The 23,327-nt window shown below is 41.8% G+C and carries 17 protein-coding genes and 1 tRNA gene; 7 read left to right on the plus strand and 11 right to left on the minus strand.

The features are described 5' to 3' along the window. Positions 1–88: 88 nt before the first annotated feature. A complete protein-coding gene (locus L3V77_RS22330; RefSeq protein WP_275137019.1) occupies positions 89–997 on the minus strand; it encodes a chemotaxis protein in 909 nt (302 codons plus the stop codon). 161 nt (positions 998–1,158) lie between these two features. Between L3V77_RS22330 and ppiC the strand changes: the two genes are divergently transcribed. Next, the gene (gene ppiC, locus L3V77_RS22335) at positions 1,159–1,437 is read left to right on the plus strand and encodes a peptidylprolyl isomerase PpiC (RefSeq protein WP_195705553.1); all 279 of its coding nucleotides are present in this window, start codon (positions 1,159–1,161) and stop codon (positions 1,435–1,437) included. A gap of 1 nt (position 1,438) precedes the next feature. Here the strand turns inward: ppiC and L3V77_RS22340 are convergent, their stop codons facing one another. The 4 genes from L3V77_RS22340 to L3V77_RS22355 all read right to left on the minus strand — a co-directional run bounded on the left by L3V77_RS22340 (position 1,439) and on the right by L3V77_RS22355 (position 3,326). Next, the gene (locus tag L3V77_RS22340) at positions 1,439–2,002 is read right to left on the minus strand and encodes a hypothetical protein (RefSeq protein WP_275137020.1); all 564 of its coding nucleotides are present in this window, start codon (positions 2,000–2,002) and stop codon (positions 1,439–1,441) included. A 6-nt stretch (positions 2,003–2,008) separates the two neighbouring features. Next, the gene (locus L3V77_RS22345) at positions 2,009–2,542 is read right to left on the minus strand and encodes a YaeQ family protein (RefSeq protein WP_275137021.1); all 534 of its coding nucleotides are present in this window, start codon (positions 2,540–2,542) and stop codon (positions 2,009–2,011) included. A gap of 32 nt (positions 2,543–2,574) precedes the next feature. Further along, positions 2,575–3,030 (minus strand): YccF domain-containing protein, encoded by a 456-nt coding sequence (locus tag L3V77_RS22350; RefSeq protein WP_275137022.1) that lies wholly within the window; start codon positions 3,028–3,030, stop codon positions 2,575–2,577. 86 nt (positions 3,031–3,116) lie between these two features. Then, the gene (locus tag L3V77_RS22355) at positions 3,117–3,326 is read right to left on the minus strand and encodes a cold-shock protein (protein WP_195705549.1); all 210 of its coding nucleotides are present in this window, start codon (positions 3,324–3,326) and stop codon (positions 3,117–3,119) included. A gap of 494 nt (positions 3,327–3,820) precedes the next feature. On the opposite strand from L3V77_RS22355, the gene L3V77_RS22360 reads away from it, so the two are divergent. The 5 genes from L3V77_RS22360 (at position 3,821) to L3V77_RS22380 (ending at position 18,040) form a co-directional block, all read left to right on the plus strand. Further along, positions 3,821–5,491, plus strand: a complete 1,671-nt coding sequence (locus L3V77_RS22360) for a transporter substrate-binding domain-containing protein (protein WP_275137023.1) — start codon at positions 3,821–3,823, stop codon at positions 5,489–5,491. Positions 5,492–5,496: 5 nt separating this feature from the next. Continuing rightward, positions 5,497–6,906: a sigma-54 dependent transcriptional regulator gene (locus L3V77_RS22365; protein ID WP_275137024.1), complete on the plus strand. Its 1,410-nt coding sequence runs from the start codon at positions 5,497–5,499 to the stop codon at positions 6,904–6,906. 340 nt (positions 6,907–7,246) lie between these two features. Further along, positions 7,247–8,536, plus strand: coding sequence for a dicarboxylate/amino acid:cation symporter (locus L3V77_RS22370; RefSeq protein ID WP_275137025.1), 1,290 nt, complete (start codon positions 7,247–7,249; stop codon positions 8,534–8,536). A 250-nt stretch (positions 8,537–8,786) separates the two neighbouring features. Beyond that, complete coding sequence (locus L3V77_RS22375; protein ID WP_275137026.1) at positions 8,787–17,780, plus strand: CHAT domain-containing protein; 8,994 nt, start codon at positions 8,787–8,789, stop codon at positions 17,778–17,780. Positions 17,781–17,965: 185 nt separating this feature from the next. Next, positions 17,966–18,040: transfer RNA gene (locus tag L3V77_RS22380), tRNA-Gly, on the plus strand. Between the two features lie 243 nt (positions 18,041–18,283). On the opposite strand, the gene L3V77_RS22385 is transcribed toward L3V77_RS22380, so the two are convergent. Beyond that, positions 18,284–18,475 carry a helix-turn-helix transcriptional regulator gene (locus tag L3V77_RS22385; RefSeq protein WP_275137027.1) on the minus strand — a complete coding sequence of 64 codons (192 nt, stop codon included), beginning with the start codon at positions 18,473–18,475 and terminating at the stop codon, positions 18,284–18,286. 265 nt (positions 18,476–18,740) lie between these two features. Between L3V77_RS22385 and L3V77_RS22390 the strand changes: the two genes are divergently transcribed. Further along, positions 18,741–19,007 (plus strand): DDE-type integrase/transposase/recombinase, encoded by a 267-nt coding sequence (locus L3V77_RS22390; RefSeq protein WP_275137028.1) that lies wholly within the window; start codon positions 18,741–18,743, stop codon positions 19,005–19,007. Between the two features lie 234 nt (positions 19,008–19,241). On the opposite strand, the gene L3V77_RS22395 is transcribed toward L3V77_RS22390, so the two are convergent. From L3V77_RS22395 to L3V77_RS22415, 5 genes are all read right to left on the minus strand, one after another. Then, complete coding sequence (locus L3V77_RS22395) at positions 19,242–20,642, minus strand: PocR ligand-binding domain-containing protein (protein ID WP_275137029.1); 1,401 nt, start codon at positions 20,640–20,642, stop codon at positions 19,242–19,244. Positions 20,643–20,781: 139 nt separating this feature from the next. Next, a complete protein-coding gene (locus tag L3V77_RS22400; protein ID WP_275137030.1) occupies positions 20,782–21,966 on the minus strand; it encodes an acetate kinase in 1,185 nt (394 codons plus the stop codon). A 10-nt stretch (positions 21,967–21,976) separates the two neighbouring features. Next, the gene (gene eutP / locus L3V77_RS22405; protein WP_275137031.1) at positions 21,977–22,435 is read right to left on the minus strand and encodes a EutP/PduV family microcompartment system protein; all 459 of its coding nucleotides are present in this window, start codon (positions 22,433–22,435) and stop codon (positions 21,977–21,979) included. Beyond that, positions 22,414–22,761: a BMC domain-containing protein gene (locus L3V77_RS22410; protein ID WP_275137032.1), complete on the minus strand. Its 348-nt coding sequence runs from the start codon at positions 22,759–22,761 to the stop codon at positions 22,414–22,416. The genes eutP and L3V77_RS22410 overlap by 22 nt, the downstream gene beginning before the upstream one ends. 15 nt (positions 22,762–22,776) lie before the next feature. Next, on the minus strand, positions 22,777–23,325 hold the full coding sequence (locus L3V77_RS22415) for a BMC domain-containing protein (RefSeq protein ID WP_275137033.1): 549 nt from the start codon (positions 23,323–23,325) through the stop codon (positions 22,777–22,779). Between the last annotated feature and the right edge of the window lie 2 nt (positions 23,326–23,327).

A 23,327-nucleotide genomic window follows, 5' to 3' on the forward strand; every position in this document is an offset into this window, starting at 1 on the left:
ATTGAATGGCTTTAGTTAATAAAAAACCGCTAGCAACAAGTTGTTAGCGGTTTTTTATGTGTTTATGTTGAACAATGGCTGTGGAACCCTAACTACTCATCGCCAAGCGTTCAATTTGCTCTGCGCCGCGCAACATAGCCTGTACTAACTCAGTGGCATCAAACTTACATAAGGCTTCGTGTGCGCCAACTTGGTGGGCTCTATCGGCGCTCATTTCACTAGATAAAGAGGTGTGCAGGATACGATAGGCTTTGCTAATATTGGGATTATTTTGTACTTCAAATGCGAGTTCGTAGCCATCAAGGCCCGGCATTTCGATATCGCTGACGAGAAGATCGATGGGCTTTCCTTCGTCGGCATGGCTTTTCATTAACTCAAGCGCATCTATGCCGTTCTTACAGACGAAATATGAAATGTTAATGCTGTCTAGTGCGTCAGAAAGTTGCTTGCGAGCAATGCGTGAGTCATCGACCAGTAAGATATTCAGCGGTTTTAGACGTTCGCGTTCGACGTCGGTTAAAATAGGTATTCTCGCAGATGCATCCTGGGGATATATCTTAGACAGAAGCAGTTCGACATCGAGCATCTGTACTATCTTATCTTCGTAGCGAGTGATGCCAGTAACAAATACGTTAGACCCTGCCGTTTCTGGCGAAGGTTCGATGGCATGCCAGTCACAATCGATAATTTTTTCTATCGTCCTAACCATAAATGCAACGATAGTTCGTAAGCAATCGGTCACAATGAGGTAACACTCATTATATTCTTCTTTTGCTATCGGTCTAAAACCAATCGCCGCCGCCATGTCGATGACAGGGACGGTAAGACCTCGAATGTTAACTGTACCAATAACATGATGATGCGAGAAAGGGATCTGTGTCGTTGGTGAGTAAGGAACAATCTCGCGCACCTTTAATGTACCTATGGCAAAGCTCTGCTGCAGTAGAGAGAGTTTAAACAATAGCATCCCTTGGGACTGACTCGCTTTGCTTTTCATGTTTTTATCCTACACATACGACTTATTGACAGGCTCTATAGTAACTAACTCTTAGCCACTACTCAGTATATATTTTAATAAATATGCCATTATAGCGGCCTAAACATGTACATCTTGAGTGATTTAGTTAAAATCGCCTTCTATTTTCTTTGGAGCTCATCATGGCTAGAACCGCGGCAGCATTGCATATATTAGTAAAACACGAATCTTTAGCTAAAGAACTGCTTGCAGAACTTAAGAAAGGAGCCAAATTTCAAGTGTTGGCGAAAAAGCATTCGACCTGCCCCTCGGCAAAAAAAGGTGGGGATCTCGGTGAATTTCGTCAAGGTGCAATGGTGCCACAATTCGATAAAGCCGTATTCAAAAATGAAGTGCTGACACCATTTATCGTCAAAACTAAATTTGGATGGCACGTGGTTAAAGTGCTCTACAAAACATAAATTAACTAGAGCGAGTAAACCACTTGACGATTTTTTCCGACCAGAGAACAGAGGGATCGTCGACTTTTCGTTTTTCTTTACCATGGTAATAGCTTGCGAGAAGCTCGGTGCGAATTTCATCTAAGCTATGAGAGTGAAGAGCCTTTGCTAGCAGCTCAGATGCATTATGTGCGTAATCATTGGCTAAGCTGAAATCCATATTCAGGTAGCCTTGAACCATGAGCCATAGTTTAGTGACGAGTGATAGCTCGATAACAGAGTCGGCACTAAATTTGTCGGCCTGAGATTGACCGATAGTGTCCGAAAAAATATTCTGCATCATGCCTATTTTATCGGCTTGGGTTTCTAACCTCGCAGTGGCTTCGATTTGCAGTTTGGTTAATAACCCAAGAAGAAGAAGTTTGGGGTCTTTCCCTGGGCTTTTAGAACAGATATTTTCGTAGACAGCGGCTTTTTCCTCCACTGCACGAGCAAACAGTGACGCTTCTTTATCCGAAAGATGAAGCGTATCTATGCCAGCGACTTCCAGCTGTTGTTTAAGTTTACTTATGATTGAGTCTGTCATAAATTGTTAAGCCTTCAGTTCTCGCCATTCGATCTCGCAATCACCATTTTCTGTTGAAGCAAAAACAGTATTGCCAGAAAGCATGATAGAAAAATCCATCGTTCTCTTTACATAGGTTGCTAGGGTCTCGATCCCTTCAGCGTCAAATTTATAGACCTCTGCCTTTAACAAGTTTAGTTTATTTGCGTTTTGTTTCCACCAAACATCAGATTTAGTATTGAAACTATACACACGAACTTTACGAGCCAATCGCGTTGATTTTTTCACACGTTCAGGATCGGGTTCACCCACGTCTATCCACAATGAAATTTGGCCATCCAGTGTTTTATGCCAGATATCGGGCTCTTCAATGTTTGAAAGACCTTTAGTAAAAGCGAGGTCGGGTTGCGCATTCATAGAGAATGCCACTACACGCGCCATCATTCTTTGTAAGCTTTCCGAAGGGTGCTGTGCAATAGTTAAATTAAGCGAATCATAGTAATCGTTATTAATATCGGTTAATGCCACACGGAATTTATATATTGTTGGTTTTAAAGCCACTTTTAATTTCTCTTTGATTCGTTTTAGAAGGTCTATTTTCGGTTCTTCCGGATATAGTCTTGTGCGTTCGCCTCTCTAGCGGCGGAAGCGATCTCTTTTTCGACAACGGTTTTACCAATAGGGAAAAGAGCAATAGCGGCAAGTTTGAGATGCTGAATGCTAAAGGGTATGCCGATGATGGTAATGAAACAAGCGATGGCAGAAGTAATATGACCTATCGCAAGCCAGATACCAGCAAATAAGAACCAAAGAATGTTGCCGATAATACCAAAAGCACCAGTGCCTATGTCTCTATTATTTGTTAACTCTTCCCGATCAATCGCTTCTTTGCCAAATGGGAAAAATGAGAAAGTACCCATGACAAAACAAGCGCGGCCCCATGGAATACCAATGATACTGACGAAAGCGAGTATACCAAAAAACCACCAAGCTAGGCCCATGATGATACCACCGAACAAGAACCAGATTATATTTCCTAATGTGCGCATGCTTTCTATCCATATCTAGAAAAAAGACAAAAAAATAGCCAGTCGTTAGACTGGCTACAGAAATTTTAGCGATTTAACAAACCATATTAAACAGGTTTGATGTTCTCAGCTTGAGGGCCTTTTTGGCCTTGAGTTACAGTGAACTCAACTTTTTGACCTTCACCAAGAGTACGGAAACCGTCAGATTGAATAGCACTGAAATGTGCAAAAACGTCTGGGCCATTTTCTTGTTGAATGAAACCGAAACCTTTAGTTTCGTTAAACCATTTAACTGTACCAGTCACTGTGTTAGACATAGTCTTAATTCCTATAAAAATTGTGTAGGTCCCACTGGGGACATATATAGATAGCGTGGAAAAAATAGATTGCTATTTAGATACACACGGCGGGAAGTTTTGAACTAACCAACGACTTGTAAATCTTAAACAAAAGCTTTTCTTTCTAGCCGGAACAAAGCTTAAATCAACTACGTAGGAAGTCAATGAATATTACGTTAACTTTTTGGAATAACTTCAATAATTTGTGAAGAGGCACATTTTTATGTACAAAACTAACCATCATTACCAAAATTTCGTGTTACAGGTTGGCTGTATTTCCATATAACTGACTAATTTAACGATATTATTTGATTTTAATCCATGTCAACGTTTCTGCTTGATAAACTGTGTAAAACCGCTGAAATTAAGGGCTATAGTGTCTCTTATTCCCCCTTTTCTGGTTTTACACCATGGCGATTAATGTATACTTTTCGCAAGGATGAAACGCTAACGATAAGGAATGAAAACCAACCATGAAAGAAGTGAAATATCCGCTTAGAGCGTTGTTTTGTTGCTGTGTTGCATTCATGACTAATGTCCTAGCTAATGACAAGATTATTGTTGTCGGCGGAGACCATAATTATCCTCCCTACGAATTTATTAATGACAACGGTGAACCTGACGGATATAACACCGAGCTAACCTATGCTATTGCTCAGGTTATGGGGTTAGATGTTAACGTTGCACTATCAAGTTGGGATGAAATGAAGTGGGATCTTGAGAGTGGTAATATCGATCTACTTCAAGGGATCTCTTATTCAGAGGAAAGGGCGGAACTTCTCGATTTTTCTCCGCCTCACTCCCTTATCCATCAATCTGTTTTCGCACGTGTGGGTTCTCCGTCTATTTCTCAATTATCGGAGCTTGCTGGAAAGTCCATTATTGTTCAAAGTGGCGGCATAATGGCAGAGAAAATGGAAAGCTCTGGGATTGATGTCCAGCTTATTTATGTGGATACCCATGCAGCAGCGCTGCGGATGCTTTCAGCAGGTAAGTATGATTATGCTTTTGTTGCCAATTTACCTGGGCTCTATCTCGGTAAAGAGTTGTCACTGTCAAATGTAGAACCTGTCGGCAAACCACTGAGCTCTCAACGTTACGGTTATGCGGTCTTAAAAGGTAATGCCGACCTACTTGCCAAATTTAATGAAGGTTTAGCGATACTAAAAAACACAGGTAAGCAGCAGGAGATCTACAATAAGTGGTTTGGTTCGTATACAGAAAGCGGACTAAATTGGCAGAAGATCAGTCTATTTATCGTTATTGCATCGGTGTTATTTACCTCTATTTTTATTGTCGTTATTGTATGGAATAGAAGTTTGGCTAAGCAAGTGGCTAGGCGAACCAAGAAATTGGAACAGCAGCATCAACAGTTAATTCAAGCCGACAAGATGGCGTCACTCGGTATACTCGTCTCCGGTGTTGCACATGAAATTAATAATCCAACCAGTTTGTTGCTGCTTAACCTTCCTGTTTTGAAAGAGTCGTTTGAGGATATTGAGGAAATACTTGAAGAGCACTATGAAAACCATGGTGATTTCGAGATTGCCGGCCTCAGTTATACTCGCATTAGTAAAGAGATCCCTTTAATGCTTGGGGAGATGCTAGAGGGGTCGAACCATATTCGTAGGATTGTGAGTGACTTGCGAGATTTTGCGAGACAAGAACCACAAGCTTTGTCTGATAATGTTGATTTAAACCAAGTGGTTGCCGCAGCGATTCGATTAACAGATAGGGCAATTAAATCCGCGACAGACAATTTCTCTGTGTCGTACAGCGAATCGTTGCCTCTGTTTAGAGGAAATAGCCAACGATTACAGCAGGTCGTTATCAATCTTATTGTTAACGCCTGTCAGGCATTGGATAGTACTCACCAAGTTATATCTATAAAAACAGAATACCAGATGACTACCCGTAGTATTGAGCTAACGATAAGTGATGAAGGAAAGGGGATAGAATCTCAACACCTCTCTCGACTTACCGACCCTTTTTTCACAACGAAGCGTAAAGAAGGTGGAACAGGACTAGGCTTGTCGATATCTTCAAATATTATTGAAGAACATGGTGGCAAGCTATTATTTAAGTCTGTAGTGGGAAAAGGGACTCAAATTCTTCTCACTATTCCGTTAACTAAGGAAAATTAATTTACATGAAAGATACGCTTTACCCGAGTTTCGGTGTTTTGTTGGTTGATGATGAGTCAGCATTTATACGCAGTTTGTCTCTCGTTCTTGAAAGGCGAGGGGGGATAAATCACCTGTATCAAACGAGTGATAGCCGTGAGGTGATGACATTAATCGAACAACATCCGATTGAGTTGGTATTGCTCGATCTAAACATGCCTCATTTGACTGGGGATGTACTTCTTAAGCAGATTGTGGAAAAACATCCTCAAGTTGGCGTTATCATCATTAGTGGTATGAACCAGATAGAAACAGCGGTAGATTGCATTCGTCTTGGTGCATATGACTATTTTGTGAAAACGACGGAAGAAAACCGGCTGTTAGAAGGGATTAAGCGCGCTGTATCGATGCAGGAAATGCGTCGAGAAAATGAAGCCATGCGCAGACGCTTTCTTTCCGATACGTTAGAAGAACCAGAAGTATTTGAACAGATAATCACTCAGGACAAAAAACTGCGCTCGATATTTCAGTATTTAGAGTCGATTTCGTCTAGTCGACAATCAGTGATGATTTGTGGCGAAAGCGGTGTAGGTAAAGAGCAGATAGCTAAAGCGGTTCATAAGTTGAGTCGCCGTCCAGGAAAGATGGTCAGTGTCAATGTTGCGGGTATTGATGATAACGTTTTTGCTGATACGTTGTTTGGTCATAGCCGAGGTGCCTTTACCGGGGCGGATAAAAAGCGAATTGGTATGGTTGAGGCTGCCGCAGATGGCACACTATTCTTAGACGAAATTGGTGATCTTAGTCACACATCGCAAACCAAATTGCTCCGGCTTCTACAAGAAGGAGAGTACTACTCATTGGGTAGTGATCGCCCTAAACGAAGCAAAGCACGTATTGTTGCTGCGACTCATCAGGATCTTAAATCTAAAGTAGAGGAAGGCAGTTTCAGAAAGGACCTCTATTTTAGGCTTTGTACTCACCATGTTGAAGTACCCGCATTAAGAGAACGAAAAGATGATATTCCTTTGCTTTTCAAACATTTTTTGACGCAAGCGTCCGATGAGATGCGTAAAACCGCTCCCGCTTATCCTAAAGAATTGCCAGTGCTGTTGTCTACCTACCATTTTCCGGGCAATGTACGTGAATTGCAGGCTTTGATCTATGACGCCGTTGGCCAGCATAAGAGCCACACATTGTCGATGGAGGTATTTCGAAGAGTGATAGACCATTCTTATCATGATCTTGATTCGATTGAGTTTGATAGTGGTTTATTTGAACCGACGAAACCTTTACCGACGCTGCAAGAATTAAGTGAAATACTCATCATTGCGGCGATGGAGCGCTCTAACGGGAATCAATCACTCGCCTCTCGTATGCTTGGTATTTCTCAACCTGCTTTGAGTAAACGCCTCAAAAAAGGTCAAGAAAAGTAGTTAACCTGTATTCGGCATTGAATGAATCATGCAGGTTAACCTCACTATTTGGCGTTAACTTGGTAATCAAACCCTTATAACAAAAGTTATATTATGTCTTTTGTTATAAGGGGCCATCTATTTGTTATTTTTATGATTTTTATTGGGGCTATGTTTTTTTATAACTTAAGTTATACCCCTATCATAATTCACCTTTCTATTAATTATTTAATTATCAATAGGTTATTGTTTTAGTTAACTCTGGCATTGTGATTGCAAGTTAATGACTGGGTTACTGTATCTATTGAGATATAGAGTGCGCAGTAAACATATTTAAATAGGACAATTAAGGGAAATAATTATGGAAAGAAAGGACGCAACACCACAGGCACGTGGTGGCTTTTGGAGTAAAATGGAACTATGGAAAAAAATCGTAATAGGCATGATTGCAGGTGTGATTGTTGGTGCGATAATGGGACCAGATGCTGAGGTACTAAAACCCATCGGGACTCTATTTATCAATGCAATCAAAATGCTGATTGTACCGTTGATTTTCTGTTCTTTGATCGTTGGTGTTACATCAATGCAAGACTCCCGTAAAATGGGACGAATTGGTGCCAAGGCGATTATTCTCTATTTAGGCACAACAGCAATTGCTATCACTATTGGTCTTGGACTCGCTGCAATTTTGACTCCGGGTGAAGGGCTAAACATGGTGGCACAAGATTCAACAACGATGGGCAAAGATGCGCCCCCTCTGGTACAAACTTTATTAAACATTATCCCTAAAAATCCAGTGGGAGCTTTGGCCGCCGGCAACATCCTTCAAATCATTGTATTTGCACTCGGTTTAGGCATTTCGTTAACGCTAATTGGCGAAAAAGCGAAACCCGCTATCGCTGTTTTTGAAAGCCTAGCAGAAGCCATGTACAAATTGACTGAACTTGTTATGAAGCTTGCACCATATGGTGTATTTGGCTTAATGGCTTGGGTTGCTGGTAAATATGGTATTGATATTCTGTTACCGCTTATCAAGGTTATCGCTGTCGCGTACCTAGGTAGTCTTATACACGTATTAGTGTTTTATACGGGCATAATTAGCTTTGTTGGTCGACTAAGCCCTATTCGTTATATCAAGGCATTGACCAATCCTGCCGCTGTTGCGTTTACTACAACAAGTAGTTCAGGCACACTTCCAGCCACACTGAAAGCTAGTCGTGAAGAGCTTGGTGTTTCTAAAGGTGTAGCAAGTTTTGTATTGCCACTTGGTGCCACTATCAACATGGATGGTACGGCGCTTTATCAAGGTGTTTGTGCTCTGTTTATTGCCCAGGCATTTGGTATTGACCTTGAAATGTCTGATTACGTGTTGATTATTTTGACCTCGACATTAGCCTCAATTGGTACAGCAGGTGTTCCTGGTGCCGGTCTTATCATGTTATCGCTTGTTCTAACTACCGTTGGTCTTCCTATTGAAGGATTGGCAATTGTTGCTGGTATCGACCGTATCCTAGATATGGCACGTACCACTGTGAACGTTTGTGGTGATATGATGGTATCTGTTTTGATCGCAAAAAGTGAAGGCGAGTTAGACGAATCTATCTATAATGCTGAAACGAGTAACGTTGGATCAGAAACAGAAATCGTGTAAACTTTTACCTATAATAGAAAGCAGATTGGTGCAGGCCAATCTGCTTTTTTACGTTATATCCCCCGCTAAGCCGATGTTCCAGCCCAGTTTATCTTCGCGTTACTCGCACACTTGTAATTAATTTGTATCTAAATTGTTAATTTTGTAATGTATACTATCAGTTAGGACGACTATGGAGAGTTCGACCTATCTATTCTAGTGTTATGAATGTGATGCACTGCCAGCCTGTTTTATATGACAAGGAAAAGTTATGTCCAAACGCTTCGTTTTTCTACTGTTGCTTCTCCCGTATTTATGTCTTTCTATAGCCAATGCAAACTGGCTTGAAGATTTATATGATGGAGGTGTTTTATCTGCAGAGAAGGCCGTAAAAAGTGGCGCTGACGTAAACGAGTACAGTGAAGAGTTTGGCGCCTATCCTATCCATGTTGCACTGTACTCTGAAAGCCTCGACGCCTTAGAGATGGTTGCGCATTATGGTGCAGACCTTGAAGCCGAGAACGAAGATGGTCAAACCGTCATGATGCTTGCACTTGAGTTTGGTGATCTAAATATCGTCAAGTTGTTGCAAAGTCTGGGGGCGAAGCTTGATGTCGATTCAGGTCGTGGGGGATCGCCACTTTATTATGCTGTGCTTTCAGGTAATGCCGAATTGGTTTCCTGGCTCATTCAACAAGGATATGATGTTAATAAAATCAGTGCATTGAACTGGAATGTATTGGATAGCCTAACCGCAATGGAGGACGAGTTTCCCGATCCGTTATTGGTGGAATCATTAGTAGCTGCAGGGCTTGATTCAAAACTGCGTTCGAATGAGGGGTATTCATTGCTGCATTGGGCGGTTCTTTATGGACAAAATAAACTTGTGGAACAGTTGATAGAACAAGGCTATGACCCGTTAGAATTGACCCATGAGGATGACACTGCCTATGAGTTTGCGCTTTACAGTGACAGCGATGAAACCAGTCTGATTCTGTATCAGGATATTCAAGCGCGTTTAAATAATGCAGAGAGCAACTTAACTCAAGATCAGATACGGACATTAAAGAATGAACGATTGAGACTTGCGATTAGCATTAACGAAGAAGAGGTATTTAGACACTATTTCACCAAAAAAGACCTTGAATATAGAAGTGCCGACAATTCAAGCCTACTTCATTATGCCGTGATCTTTCACCGTGTTGAAATTACCCAGTTTTTACTTGAACAAGGGGCCGATTTACAGGCAACGAACCATTACGATGATACCCCTTATGCTGCCTCAAGATATGATGAAGATAACCCTGTCGTGTCAGTCATAGTGAAGGCTATCAGTGAAAATGGTCCTCAAGAACTTAGAGTACAGCTTGCGGAAGAATATTTATACGATGGACAGGTTGAACAATTTTTAGTCTTAAGGCCGTATCTTACACCGGATGAAATGAGTCTATTGGGCTTTGAAATACTGCTCAGTGACACAGAAAAGGGCCTCAGTGTTTGGTTAGAATATGCGGTCAAAGAAGATGACGCGATGCTCTCAATACTATACTCGCTTGTGCCAGCGACTTATCAAGATGATGAATTCCTTTCTTATCTATCTATTATCCAAGCCAACAATAAGTCTATTCCTAACGACACTCTAATATCCATGTTGACTCGATTGCTTGAGGTGGATACAGAGCTAAATCTAGAACAGAGGTCGACGTATAATGCCGCATTGGCAGAAGTGACAGAAAACACTCAACAGTTTATTGAAAATGGACATGCTGACGAAATAGTCAGTGTCTATATTCGCTATCAAGACTATAAACCCGCGTTACAATTACTTGATCGCTTTACCTCAGTATCCTCGCAGCAACATATCGAGAGTGTATTTGATAACTTTCCAGAAGAAACAAGTGCGATAGTTGAAGATTTGGTCTTGAAGCTGATGGGGCTTGGCGCTGATCCGACATTCAAAAACAGCCAAGGAGACCCGCTATTTTTAGATTCTGTCGGGATTATCTCACAGCCATTATTTGATCAGATTATAAAAGGTAAAGATCTCAATGGAATGGGGTCTAATACCGGAGTAATGTTACTCACTGCCATGATAAATAGTGCGCCTAAACGGGCTGAAGCTTTGCTAAAACAAGGTCGGTTTCGCTACCAAAAGGAATGGAACGGATTACTTAGATTGGCCTATAACCAGGGTGACCTAGCGCTTTGTTATGCGTTGTGGTCGAAAGGGGCTTACACACAATCAATGGATAGTGAAGGGCATTTTCTTATCACTAATGTTTATCAGAGGTGGTATCAAGAACCTTATAAACCGGCCATACCATTTACGGATTGGCTTTCAACAAGCCGTGAATCCATCGATGTTTTAGTCAGCCAAAAAGATATGTCCGGGAACCGCTTTCTGGATTATTTAATAGTAGAGAATGATAAAGAAAATATCTGGTGGCTGTTTGAGCATGGTTTAGTGGTTAATGACGCGACGCTTTCTTCTTTTGCGCTATCAAAAAATATCGAATTAGTCGCTTCAGTAATAGAAAAACTTGACGATGAGAAACAGATCTCGTTGTTTCACTTGGCGATACAATACCGTAACGAACCTCTGACCGCTTACCTCCTAAACGCAGGATTCGACCCACTCAAGCAAAATCAAAAGAAACAAACGGGTTTTGAGATTGCAATGTACGCGGCGAACCAACCGATTTTAGACCTCATGGTGGATCACTACCCTGAGCCATCAATCAACTATTCCCCAAGCGATTCTTATTTTGACAGTGATTTAGTACGGTACTGGTCATGGCTCTCAAATACGGGCCAAACAGTTACGCTACAGAGTCATCTAGAAAAGCACCTACTTAATGGTCAGCCGCACCCGTTTGCTAGACACATATGGTTAACGGTTGCAACACGACAAAACTCGCTTGGTACGGAAAATTTTACTATCGCTACCCCCTTGAAAGAAGCCATGGGAAAAGGGTTTGAAGCGGAACGCCTAGCAAGTTTAGGTGAGCGTGATGAAGCGATTGAACAGTATCTGTCGGTAGAACCAACGGAACAAGATCTGTGGCTTGTCCATGAAATTGCCGATCTTTATATTAACGCGGACGAGCAAAAAAAATCGTGGGATGTATTAGAAACGGGTATAAAGCTTTCACCAAATTTTTGGCAATTCAGTTGGCGTTATTTCAGCAGTAGTTGGCTCAATAATGAAACCTTTAGAGCTCGAGCACAGAAATTAGTGGATAGTCCGCAGTTGAAAGGCACGTTATTTAGTCAATATGGGCAAGCTGTACTCTCTGCGCGATCGATTAATCCAATTGACCTACAAGAGCTTAAAGATAAGTGGTATCAGAAAACGCACGACGCTAGGCTTCTTACTTCCATGGGGTATTTGTATTCTACAGGTGGTTATTTAGCGGAGGCGAAAGCGGCATTTGAACAGGCCGTGATGAGTTACCCTTTTTATAGTAATTGGGGAAAGTATGTCGAGATTATTGCAAAAAAAGGGGATTACGTTTTAGTTGAAAGCCAAAATGTACTGAAGGCAAATTGGTATAATGAAAAGCAAGAAAACCGACTGGTTCGACAGCAACGCTACAATGGCCAAGCCTTTTTAAACGCTGGAGATAAAGGCAAAGCGCATCAAGTTTATAATACATTAGTTGGTGAAAATTCACTTTATTTAGGCTATTACCTAGCCGAGCTTGAACGTTCTGATGATAGACATCTACAAGCAATTAAAGCACTAGAGCCTCTTATCGGTAATGATGAATTTGATGCAAGCGATTGGAAGAACATCGTAGAAAGTTACAGTGAAATAGGAGAAACCGCCCGTGCGATTGAACGGTTTGAACAAGCACTAGTAACAATCCCATACCCGACTATTTCCTTATATCTAGAAGGTCTAGATCTATACAAATCCGTTCAAATGACGGCAAAGTATGATCGACTGCTCAACCAATCGCTTGAGACTTATCCTCGTTCTATTGGATTACATAAAGAATCCATTCTGGCTTTTTTAAATAAGAAGCAATATAAAGAAGCGGTCGAGCAAAGTATGAACCTGATCAGTCAGTGGCCTGAAGACAGCCGCGTTATGAAGACGTTTTATCAAGTGTTGGTGTCAGCCCATGATGCGGAAACGGCGCAGCAGCGTCTTCTTGATAGGGCGAAAGAACAACCATGGAACCACGCTTTATGGCGCTTTGTCGCATCTAAATCCGACAAGCCCGATTTGGTTTGGCAACAATTACAGGTAAACCCAGCTTACGCCACATCAGCCTTGCGTCAGAGAATGGATATTGCGACAGGCAATAAAGACTATGAGTTAGCTAGCCAACTTCTTGGTCAGATACCAGATGTTGAAGGTACATTGAATGAGTCGTTAGAATTACAACTGTCTAAGATTTGGTTGGTTGCACAAAAGAGTCGAGAGACGAGGTTGTCTAACGATGAACTTAATCGTTACTTGTCAGAATGGGACCAATACCGCGACAGTTTTGCAAGCCTCAGTAATTACTACTATTACAAACGTGATTTACTGTATTCAATGGGGCGAATTCAAGAAGCTGCGCATGTTATGAAGCAGTACAGTGAACTGAATCAAGATAGTACCAAGATATATCATCAACTGGTGGCGAGATATTCCGACCCACTTACCTCACAAGATGTATACGGTTATGGATATCGTATGATCCAGCGAAACCCGTATAGCGCTTCACATATTTCATCGTTTGTTAATCGTGCGCTTTATTGGGGACAAGGTTCCGCGGTTATTGCATTGCAGGTTATCGAAGAGGCGAAACAGCGAGGTGTTTTTCTTAACAAAAAATGGGAAGAAAAAGCACTCAGTGATCTGGGAGACAACTTAGCTGGGTTTCTGGGTTATCGACACGACACCGCTATTTCAAATTCACTGCGCTATATTGGCTGGTTTGAAACGGCGCGGGAATCGGCATTAGAAGAAGAAGGAAATCAGGTCCGATATCGATTTGAAGGAGACCAACCGGAAGTCGAGATCATATTACCTAGTGGTGAGGTGCTTGTTCGTCGAGATGATGCAACAAAAGGTAAGATGGTTTTTCTTGGACGTGGGGCAACGTTCATCAAGGCGGAATACAACAAAAATGGTAGCTTAACCCAAGTTGAAGATTCATCTGGAGAGGCGGTAAGCCTTCATTATGATGTTCATGAAAACATAATCAAAATGGTTTCATCTGTTGCTTCGTTGCAGCTTCAATACAATCAAAGAGGGAAGCCAATTGAAATTGAGCTGTTAGGGTTAGGAAAACTGACCATTACCTATGACGATAATAATGAAATACTGAATGTAAACAGTGTAGGTGAAGGCAATAACTTAGCCTTGAATATTACTCAATCATTTCAAAAACTCACGTCTTTAGCAAAATCGCTAGGTGATGCCGCGAACAATTTTGAACTGCCTGATATTAGTGTTCAGGACGAAATGCAAGAGCAGTTGTATAACCGATACCAAGAAACACCGAGTGATTCTGAGCAAGAACGAAGAGCCGCTCTAGACTATGCGTTGTATCTATTTGAACACGGCGATTTAAACCCAGACAATGTCGATGAAATAACCAATCTAATGGAAGGCATCTTTCAAGCATCCATCGATACTGGGAATACAAACGTGGATACAGGTGAAGCCATTGTTTTGTGGCATAAGCTCAAGAGTAAAATTCGACCATACGGTGTACCCAAGAGTGATTATCAATTAAGTCAGCAGATGAAGCTTTGGATGCTGGTAAACCGTGACAAAGAAAGTGAGTTGAATGGTCATAATGAAACACTGAGTAATATCAAGGTTACTGAACTAAAAACACAAAGTTGGATGGAAGAAAATACGCTGAGTAACTCAGGGTATTGGTATCGAGAAACATTACCTAAGCTATTGAATGTACCGTCCGATGCCTCTGATATTTCCAGTATGATTTCTCTAGAAAATGGTGACGTTCTGCTAGGCACGTCTCAAGGTTTGTTGCTTCGTAGACATAATTATTGGAGTTGGTTTGTTTATGAAGGCATAACCCAAAAATTTACTCGAACAGGAGAGCAACCAGATGCCTCTCCTCGTACCCACATTAATGACCTTAAAGTGTCGGCAGATGGCGTGATTTGGGTTGCGACAAATGGCGGCTTATTTGCCATTGAAAAAGAGGATGCGGTAAAGCGCTGGAGTGGGGTAAACGATGGTATGCCTGACGCTTCTGTCGCTCATATCCAGACGAGTGCCAATACCGTTTGGGTTGCGATTAAAAATCAGATCTTCAGTATTGAACGCACCAACCACATGGTCGTTCTTGAGACGGAATATTCATCCCAGATAGATGCATTTCAAAGGCTACCAGATGGAAACTGGTTGGTTCACTCCGCAGACTCCCTTGCCTTTTTGCAAGGTGACAATAGTCAACCAGAAGAAAAGAAAGCAGAAAAGATACTAGCGAATGGTGTAGAGCATTTTCTTTGGCAGCAAAACAGAGACCAACTATGGTGGTGGAATGGCTCGGTTTTAACTCAGACGCGATACCAACGAGGCCAGTTTGAAGAGGCATCGATTATCGCTGACAAATCGCTACTACCTATGAGCAAAAAGATTCACGGTTTACAATGGCTTGAGATCCCGATTCTGGGTAGAAAGCCTGTGGTGTTGACCGATCAGGGAATGGCGATCTGGCATCAAGATAGTTTCAACATGCTGTCGTTACCCTACGAAGAATTAAGGGGCGGACTAGACATTGGCCCTTTGGCTGTGGTTTCATCGAAGCATGATTGGACGCTCGTTACAGAGGAAGCTGTGTATCAATTTACGCCGTCGAGAAGCCAACGATTTAACGATGTGGGAAAGGTGCGTGACTTACTTTATATTCCCGAAATGGGGAGGACTTTTGCAGCCAATGGGCGCGACATCATGGCTTTCTATGAAGGTGACGATGGCCAGCTCGAATACGATTATTTTGCCAGTTTAAACGCTCAGATTTTAAGGCGTGATAGTGCTGGCAACATGATTACTCACTCAGGAAGTAGGGTGATAAGAGTGAATAGTCTCACGGAGGAATACGAGGAGCTATTCACTGCATCAAGCGATGATGAGTCTGGTCGTATCGCCGATATCTATGTAGACAAGGATGACTCGATTTGGGTTGCAGCTGGCGCGGATCTTTTCCATTGGCAAGACGGTGCATTGGTGCGATTCAATTACTATGTCGACCCCGTTGCGTTTCCCGCTCGAAGCAATATGTTGGCGCGTGTATTCAGGGATGTTCAAGGCACTCTTTATGTCGTTGCTTCCGATGAAGGGCATCTGAACTATAAAGGCGTTAGCTTAGCGGGTGGGCTCTTAGAGTTAACCGATTCCGGCTTTACGCGAGTGAGTCTAAAAGAGAAACCAACGTGGTTTGCAACCGCCTATACGGCGATCAGCGAGAATACGGCCATCATTTCTACAACAGGCAGTTTTGCTTTGGATAGAAAAGGAGAATGGTCTTCTTACAAAAGCGCGGATGACGTTAGTTATAAAGAAATGTCGGAACAGATCAAAATGCTCTACTTGGGCGGAGCGGGCGCCAAATTACCTGACGATAAAGCGTGGTTATTTCCTTCGGCTGCTGGTGTTGTCATTTACTATCAAGGCCAGTGGTTATATCCAGATAGATTGAATCAGTTGCTGCCGGATGACCAAAAATTGGGTCAGTATGGAGCGCGGGTGATCCACGCCATCTCTATTGATGATAAAGGGAGAGTTTTTGTTGGAACGGACAGAGGTGTGTTGTTATACAAAGCGGGTAACTTAGCCTCACTTCTTAGCGATCATAACCGTGGACAACAGGCTTTTGTTAGTCAAAATAATGAGATACAAAGCGAGCTGAATCACCTCTTTCTCGATAATATTCCAGAAGGTAGTGAGCAGGGCGAGTTGATTGCCGATTATCAGAAATTACAAGCTCGTCTCGAACAATTAGAGAATCAACTAGAAGAAGATACATTGAGGGTAGAACCGACCACAACAGAGACCAAAACCGCGAATATTGAGTTTGCCTCTGTTGATAAGAAAAAACTGCAAAAAAGCATCAAAAAAGAGGAACGAAAAAGGCAGCGGTTGCTCGCAGACTTAGAGCGAGATCATCCGGCGCTTTTCCAAATGCTTCGGCTTGATCCTCGTGAAATTGGTTCAATGCATGAGCGGTTGGACGAAAACCAAGTGCTGCTTCAGTTTATACCGTCTCCAGATAAGTTGCTGACGCAAGTGGTTACACAAGAGGGTGTCCGTATCATCGAAATTGATGTGTCGGATCAGGAACTAAACCGCCATGTAGAGAATGCTATTATCGGTTTGCGTCAAGGGGCCTTTAGGCTTGATACGACAAATGTAGTGACGAATATTGAGGTTCTCGATAAACAAAGAGGTTTTATAAAATCCGCACCGAAAACAAGTACGAATATAAATCAGAGTTTGGCTTGGCTTTACGATAAACTGTTAAGACCAGTAGAAGCCGACATGAAAGGAAAAGACCAAGTCTACGTCACGCCAGTTGGTAAGTTAAATTACCTACCATTTGGTTCTCTAATAAAAATGCAGGAACCAGCCCTAGAGTATGCAATAGAGAAATATAATATCGGAGTACTGCCGTCACTTTATCATTTCAATCTGGTCATGAATGACGAAGCGTCGTTGAGCGATACGGCGTTATTTATTGCTGACCCAGATGGGTCGCTCCCCGGAGCGAAACAAGAGGTAGAGAATGTAGCGTCACTCTACAAAGATAATGCGGTGGTGCTGCAAGGAGATGAAGCAAGCTTAGAGGAACTAGAAGAGATATCCATGGACAGCCGAGTTATTCATTTTGCTACCCATGGGATACTGGACTCTGAAAGTGCAGCTGATAGCTACCTTATTATGGCGAATGACGAACAACTGGGTGTTATCGACATTTCTGTAATGGACTTGTCTGAAACTGACATCGTTGTATTGTCTGCATGCGAATCAGGTATTGGTACCAAAGGGCTTGAGTACGCTTCCTTAGCCAGAGCTTTTGCCCATGCCAAAGTGCCATCTATTGTGGCGAGCTACTGGCAAGTGAACGATGAGGCGACGTCGGAATTGATGCAGATCTTCTACAAAGAAATTCAAGACCCAGAGGTCAACCTGTTTGCGGCTATGGCGAATGCACAGCGAGCAATGATTAGCCGTGGTGGCGCTTTAGCCAATCCGTCTGCGTGGGCAAGCTTTAGCGTGTTTGGTAAACCCTGATATTTGAGAAAGAGGCAGCCTGAGGGGATGTATTACGGCAATACTAGTTGATATCATGCCCTTACATGATGCCAAATCAATCGCTTTGTTTAAAATTAAAGCAACCGATTGAGTTTTATTGAATTTATCGTGGTTTGGGCTTCCATTTTCTGTTCGCTGTGGCATTATAACCCCCTCAACGATGTGCGTGCATCGTATAATGGCTATTACCTCAGCCTTCCAAGCTGATGATGTGGGTTCGATTCCCACTGCACGCTCCAAGTTGTCTCCTCTGTTCTACCAATCCCAAGCCTTTGAAAATTAACCACTTAGTTGTGGGTTTTTGTGTGTCTGGAATCCTATGACGAATTGATATTCGGTCTTTAAATCGAGTCTAGGGACCAAGTAGGGGCCACCTGAGTATTTGGCCTTACTATTCCTCATTTTTCCAGTCCCCGCAAACTCATCAGCTTAAAATTAGAAAATATAATGCTAATTTTCTTAATGCCATTAGAAGTTAAGATTTAGCTAACAACTTCATCTTCATCCAATATCTCAAGAAGATCACCGATCTGACATTCAAGATATCGACACAAAATTTCGAGTGTTTCGAACTCAATTCGATTGTTTGTTTCATGATAAAGGCGCGTGATCGTATTTCGATTTATTCCTGACTCCCGTACCACATCTGCAATTTTTAATCGCTTAGCGCCCATGATGGTACTGTCAAGTTAACCGATGCTATGGCAGTATTTCCATATGAGCATATATAAAAGACATCGATTCCCTTCTGATATTGTCCAACAAGCCGTCTGGTTGTATTACCGTTTTAGCCTAAGTTTTAGGGATGTTGAAGATCTTCTTGCGGAATGAGGCGTTACCGTAAGTTATAAAACTATTCGTTACTGGTGGAGTAAATTCGGGTGCATTTAAAGTAAGCGTTTGAAGAAAAACACTAGCCAGTTCGGTGATACCTAGTTTATGGACGAAGTGTTTATTAGTGTTCGTCGAGAGCGGCATTATCTTTGGAGCGCAATAGGCCAGAATGGTGATGTTATCGATATTCTTGTGCAGAAAAGAAGAGATGAAAAGGGGGTAAAGCGTTTCTTCAAATGGCTAGTAACGAGCAATCAAGGCGTGAAACCTTGGGAAATCGTGACAGAAAACTCCGTAGTTATAATGTTGCTACAGGGAGTTTGTTCCAAAATCAGTTCACCACAACAGCAAGTATCACAACAATCGGTGTGAAAGTTCCCATGCACCAACAAAAGTGAGAGTACGGTAAATGCGAAAATTCAAAAGCAGGGCCCACGCGCAGCGTTTTCTCAGCGTGTTTTCGTTGGTTTACAATATCTTCAATTCACAAAGGCATCTATGCAGTGCCGAATTTTACAAAACTCGAAGAACGGATGCCTTTACTACATGGCGTAATATTATCGCTAGTTAAGAGATAATCTACAGGGAAACTACGATTCAATTTAGCTAAGTTGACAGTACCATATTAATGTCTTTGGTTACTTTTCGCATGACATCTGAAGTGCTTTTCAGATCATTGTCTATTTCCTCCATATCAACAGAGGTTTTAGATAGGTTTTCTGTCATATTTTGAGTGGCTAGAGTCTGTTCATTCACTGACTCTGCGATAGATAAAACGATGCTATCTACCTGAACCATGATTTCACTTATACTATCCATATTTGATTTTGCATCGTCTGATTCGTTTTGAATTTCACAGATTTTTTCTTTTATTTCAATAGATGCATCGGATGTTTGTTTTGCGAGTTTTTTTATTTCATTGGCAACAATAGCAAAACCTCTGCCAGCGTCGCCAGCCCTTGCAGCTTCGATGGTTGCGTTAAGAGACAGTAAGTTGACCTGATCTGAAATTTCAGAAATAGTTTCTACGACTCTGCCAATATCTTGAGCGGCATTGCTTAAAACACCCACTTGATTTGCTGACTCACGCACGTTTTTGACCGCTTCTTGTGCGACACTGCGGCCCATATTGGCATGGTTAGATATGCCACTAACCGTTGAGTGTAATTCTTCTGACGCCGTTGAGACCATTCCAAGAGCCATATTAACCTGATCTGTGGCTTTTGAAATAGAACTTAGCGAAACTGACATTTCAGAAATTCCTGACAATGATAAATCCACCAGTTTTCTTCTCTGCAACCCTGATTTTGAAAAAGTGTTGGCGATTAGAAAGAGTAGATTTGCCGCGGCGATGAGTTTATCTGGGGTAATAATGGAAATTTTCTTCAACGCTTGAATATATTTGTCTTCATCAATATTAAGGTTTCTGGCGATTGCTCTAAATTCATCTTCATCCGGTTTATGGGTTAGCGTTTGTCCGCCAAGGATACTGCCAATCTGAGTGCCTTCAATAATTATTGGCACGCCAAAATCTATTAACCCAGTATGGCATTTATAGATGGCTGGCTCATTAGTATGACCAGAGATAATACCGCCGCCTCGATCACATTTTGTACAAAGATCTGACCCTTTTTTACTCTCTCTCGTATGCTCCATACAAAAGGAGGTGAAGTTGCTCGGTTTAGTGATGGGGTTTCCATCATTGTCAACGGTAATACTTGCCACCCCCATAGCTTTTGCAAACTCGTCTTGAACTTTTTGCAAAACGTCAACATCGACCAGTTCTTTAAAAGAATAATCTAGCGTTGAAATCTTTTTTTGATCTTTTATATTTCCGAAGCCCTTTATCTGCTCATCTATTGTTTTAATACTAATTGACGATTTCGATATAATATCATCAGCATCTTCAGTAGAAATGACGTTTTTATTCCCCAACCTTCGGTATAGTAAATAACATATTCCGGCCATGATAAAAGGACTAAGATATTTTAAAATTGTTAAAAACATAAACCTATCTCTCTGAAATAATTAGAACCTGCACTTGAGGTTGCGATATGCTCAATGATATTCATTGTTCACTAACAAAGGGGGTTATACTACGTGTAAAATTACTTGGTATAACCCCTTTAATTAATCAAATAATGACTCACTGAATACTGTGAGTTTCTCTTGCCATCATCAGCTCTTCATTAGTATTGATGACGACTAACGCTACTGTACCGTTAATGTCGTGGAAAAAAGATTCAGAGGTGACATTTTCATCTTTATTGACCACTATGCCGAATCGTTCTAACCCCTCACACACTGAGGCTCTAATAACCGTAGAGTTTTCTCCTATTCCTCCAGTAAATAGAATGGCATCGACCCCTCCCATTTGTACCATGTAGGATCCTATGAATGCTCTGATTCGTTGTACGAACATATCTAAGGCAAGCTGAGCTCTCTTATTGCCGTTTGTCGCCGCGTTTTCAACTTCTCGACAATCGTTTGAAACACCAGATATCCCGAGTAGCCCAGACTCATTGATCATGATTTGGTTGACCTCTTCAACATTCATATTGTATTTTTTAGCGATAAATACAAGTATCGATGGGTCAATATCACCACAACGTGTCCCCATCATTAAGCCAGCCAATGGCGTAAAGCCCATTGAGGTATTAACGGATACCCCCCCCTGAATTGCGCATATGCTGGCGCCGCTCCCAAGGTGGCAGCTAATGATATTGAGATCCTCGATCGGTTTATTCATCTTTTCAGCGCATACTTCACTTACGTACTTGTGGCTAGTACCATGGAAACCGTAGCGGCGAATATGATCGTCTTCATAAAAACGATGAGGTATCGCATATAAGTAATCTTTTTTTTGTATGCTCTGATGAAACGAGGTGTCAAATATGGCTACCTGCTTAACATCTGGCAATCTGGTCGACATGGCTTTAATAAAGGCGATATTGACGGGATTGTGTAGTGGCGCGAGTTCTATTAGTGATTCTAACGTTGAGATAACATTCTTATTTATGTTTACCGAATGACTAAAGTGCTCTCCACCGTGAGCGACTCGATGTCCGATACTATCAATGTCATCAAGAGACTTAATCACCTTTTTGTGCAACAACTGCTCTAATAGGTAATCGATGGCTTGCTGAGGGGAATGCAAGCTTATGTCCTTTATGGTGTACTTATGTTGGTCTAATTTTAGAACGAACTCCGCGTCGTCCTTACCAATTTTGTCGATCATTCCTTTGACAATCAGCCTTTCACTTGGCATCAAATATAGCTGAAACTTTAATGTTGAACTGCCAGCGTTGATTGCTAAAATTTTATTTTCCATGATTTTACGGTTATTCCCAGTTTAAAAATTGGCGTAGCTGTAGGACGCCGACGTTGTTATACGCTGAAGTTGCAAAAATAGTGCTTGCTCCAGCGTCTCGAAGTAGTTGATTTACCGAAGACGACGCAAGGTCTGGTATTGTGTCAGATTTGGTTACTATACCAATGACTGGCTTATTGAATGCGGTTGCAAATTGAGGTGCAAATAAACTAGCCGGATTGTCAGCGCTCTGAATTAACGCCACCACATCCACTTCATATGATGCTGTGATGAGAGCGCTATAAAACCTTGGGTTCTCTAAATATTCGCCTGGAGTGTCAATAGAAGACAGTCGAAAGTTTAAGACTTGAGTTTTGTCGTACTTAATCGGTAGTTGGTTTAAGCTTTGAAGCAGTGTGGTTTTGCCACTTTCACTTCTTCCGACAAGCATTATTTTTTTACGCATCATTACGTCCGAGTCACTGGACACGTGCTAAATTTCATCATGTCACCTAATGTGTAACGAACTTGCTTTAATGCGTATTCTACGGCTGACACGTCGCCAGTAAATACAACAGAGCCGGTGAATCTGTCTACAAATCCAAGTTCGACTGCGCCAGATTTAGTGGCTATATCACCTGCTATGATAGCGGCTTCGCTTGGTGTAATAGTCAGTATGCCGATTGCATTTGTAGCGCTATTGAGCCCCATTTTCTTATATAAGACTTTGTTTGGATTGGCAATTAGATGAATCAAAGTAATTTGCTTACCAGGAACATATTCTTGAATTACGCGGTTTTTAGTTTCATTGCTCATTGGTTCATCCTCGAATCATAATAGGTGCTGCCATAACGTCTTATTTGGTTTGGCAATTGAACTGCTTTGTACTAGCAAACCTTTACTACCCGCACTGTTGGAAGCTTCGGTAACTGCGGTTTTTATATCGGTAATTTCACCATTTAATACCATGTAACATTTACCACCAATCCCATAGGCCATATGAATTCTTACCAGTTGAACGTTGGCACTTTTAACCGCAGCATCTGCCGCTGTTATGCAGGCACCAACACTGTAGGTTTCAACGACACCGATCGATTTCTTTTGTTCTATTTCATTAACGCCGCTTAACGCGGGGAGAATAGAGGCGTGAACGTTGGCGATAACAAAACTATCAACGGTAAGATGACCACCACAGCGAATACCGTTCTCCACTGCTTGCTGTATTGCGCCAATTTCACCTCCCACCATAGTGATGTATTTTCCTGGGCAGATGGTTTTAGCCAGTAACAGTTCAACATTAGCGCTAGTGAGCATGACATCAGTGGCTTCGATACCTTTAGCTATGCTGCTCATTTCTACCAATCCAATTGCGTGATACACGG

It is taken from the genome of Vibrio sp. DW001 (assembly GCF_029016285.1).
Taxonomy (GTDB): domain Bacteria; phylum Pseudomonadota; class Gammaproteobacteria; order Enterobacterales; family Vibrionaceae; genus Vibrio.

What these genes read in the sequence shown, in the direction of transcription:
- L3V77_RS22330 (WP_275137019.1), bottom strand. Translation starts at nt 997, where the DNA reads ATGAAAAGCAAAGCGAGTCAGTCCCAAGGGATGCTATTGTTTAAACTC.
- ppiC (WP_195705553.1), top strand. Translation starts at nt 1,159, where the DNA reads ATGGCTAGAACCGCGGCAGCATTGCATATATTAGTAAAACACGAATCT.
- L3V77_RS22340 (WP_275137020.1), bottom strand. Translation starts at nt 2,002, where the DNA reads ATGACAGACTCAATCATAAGTAAACTTAAACAACAGCTGGAAGTCGCT.
- L3V77_RS22350 (WP_275137022.1), bottom strand. Translation starts at nt 3,030, where the DNA reads ATGCGCACATTAGGAAATATAATCTGGTTCTTGTTCGGTGGTATCATC.
- L3V77_RS22355 (WP_195705549.1), bottom strand. Translation starts at nt 3,326, where the DNA reads ATGTCTAACACAGTGACTGGTACAGTTAAATGGTTTAACGAAACTAAA.
- L3V77_RS22360 (WP_275137023.1), top strand. Translation starts at nt 3,821, where the DNA reads ATGAAAGAAGTGAAATATCCGCTTAGAGCGTTGTTTTGTTGCTGTGTT.
- L3V77_RS22365 (WP_275137024.1), top strand. Translation starts at nt 5,497, where the DNA reads ATGAAAGATACGCTTTACCCGAGTTTCGGTGTTTTGTTGGTTGATGAT.
- L3V77_RS22370 (WP_275137025.1), top strand. Translation starts at nt 7,247, where the DNA reads ATGGAAAGAAAGGACGCAACACCACAGGCACGTGGTGGCTTTTGGAGT.
- L3V77_RS22375 (WP_275137026.1), top strand. Translation starts at nt 8,787, where the DNA reads ATGTCCAAACGCTTCGTTTTTCTACTGTTGCTTCTCCCGTATTTATGT.
- L3V77_RS22385 (WP_275137027.1), bottom strand. Translation starts at nt 18,475, where the DNA reads ATGGGCGCTAAGCGATTAAAAATTGCAGATGTGGTACGGGAGTCAGGA.
- L3V77_RS22390 (WP_275137028.1), top strand. Translation starts at nt 18,741, where the DNA reads ATGGACGAAGTGTTTATTAGTGTTCGTCGAGAGCGGCATTATCTTTGG.
- L3V77_RS22395 (WP_275137029.1), bottom strand. Translation starts at nt 20,642, where the DNA reads ATGTTTTTAACAATTTTAAAATATCTTAGTCCTTTTATCATGGCCGGA.
- L3V77_RS22400 (WP_275137030.1), bottom strand. Translation starts at nt 21,966, where the DNA reads ATGGAAAATAAAATTTTAGCAATCAACGCTGGCAGTTCAACATTAAAG.
- L3V77_RS22410 (WP_275137032.1), bottom strand. Translation starts at nt 22,761, where the DNA reads ATGAGCAATGAAACTAAAAACCGCGTAATTCAAGAATATGTTCCTGGT.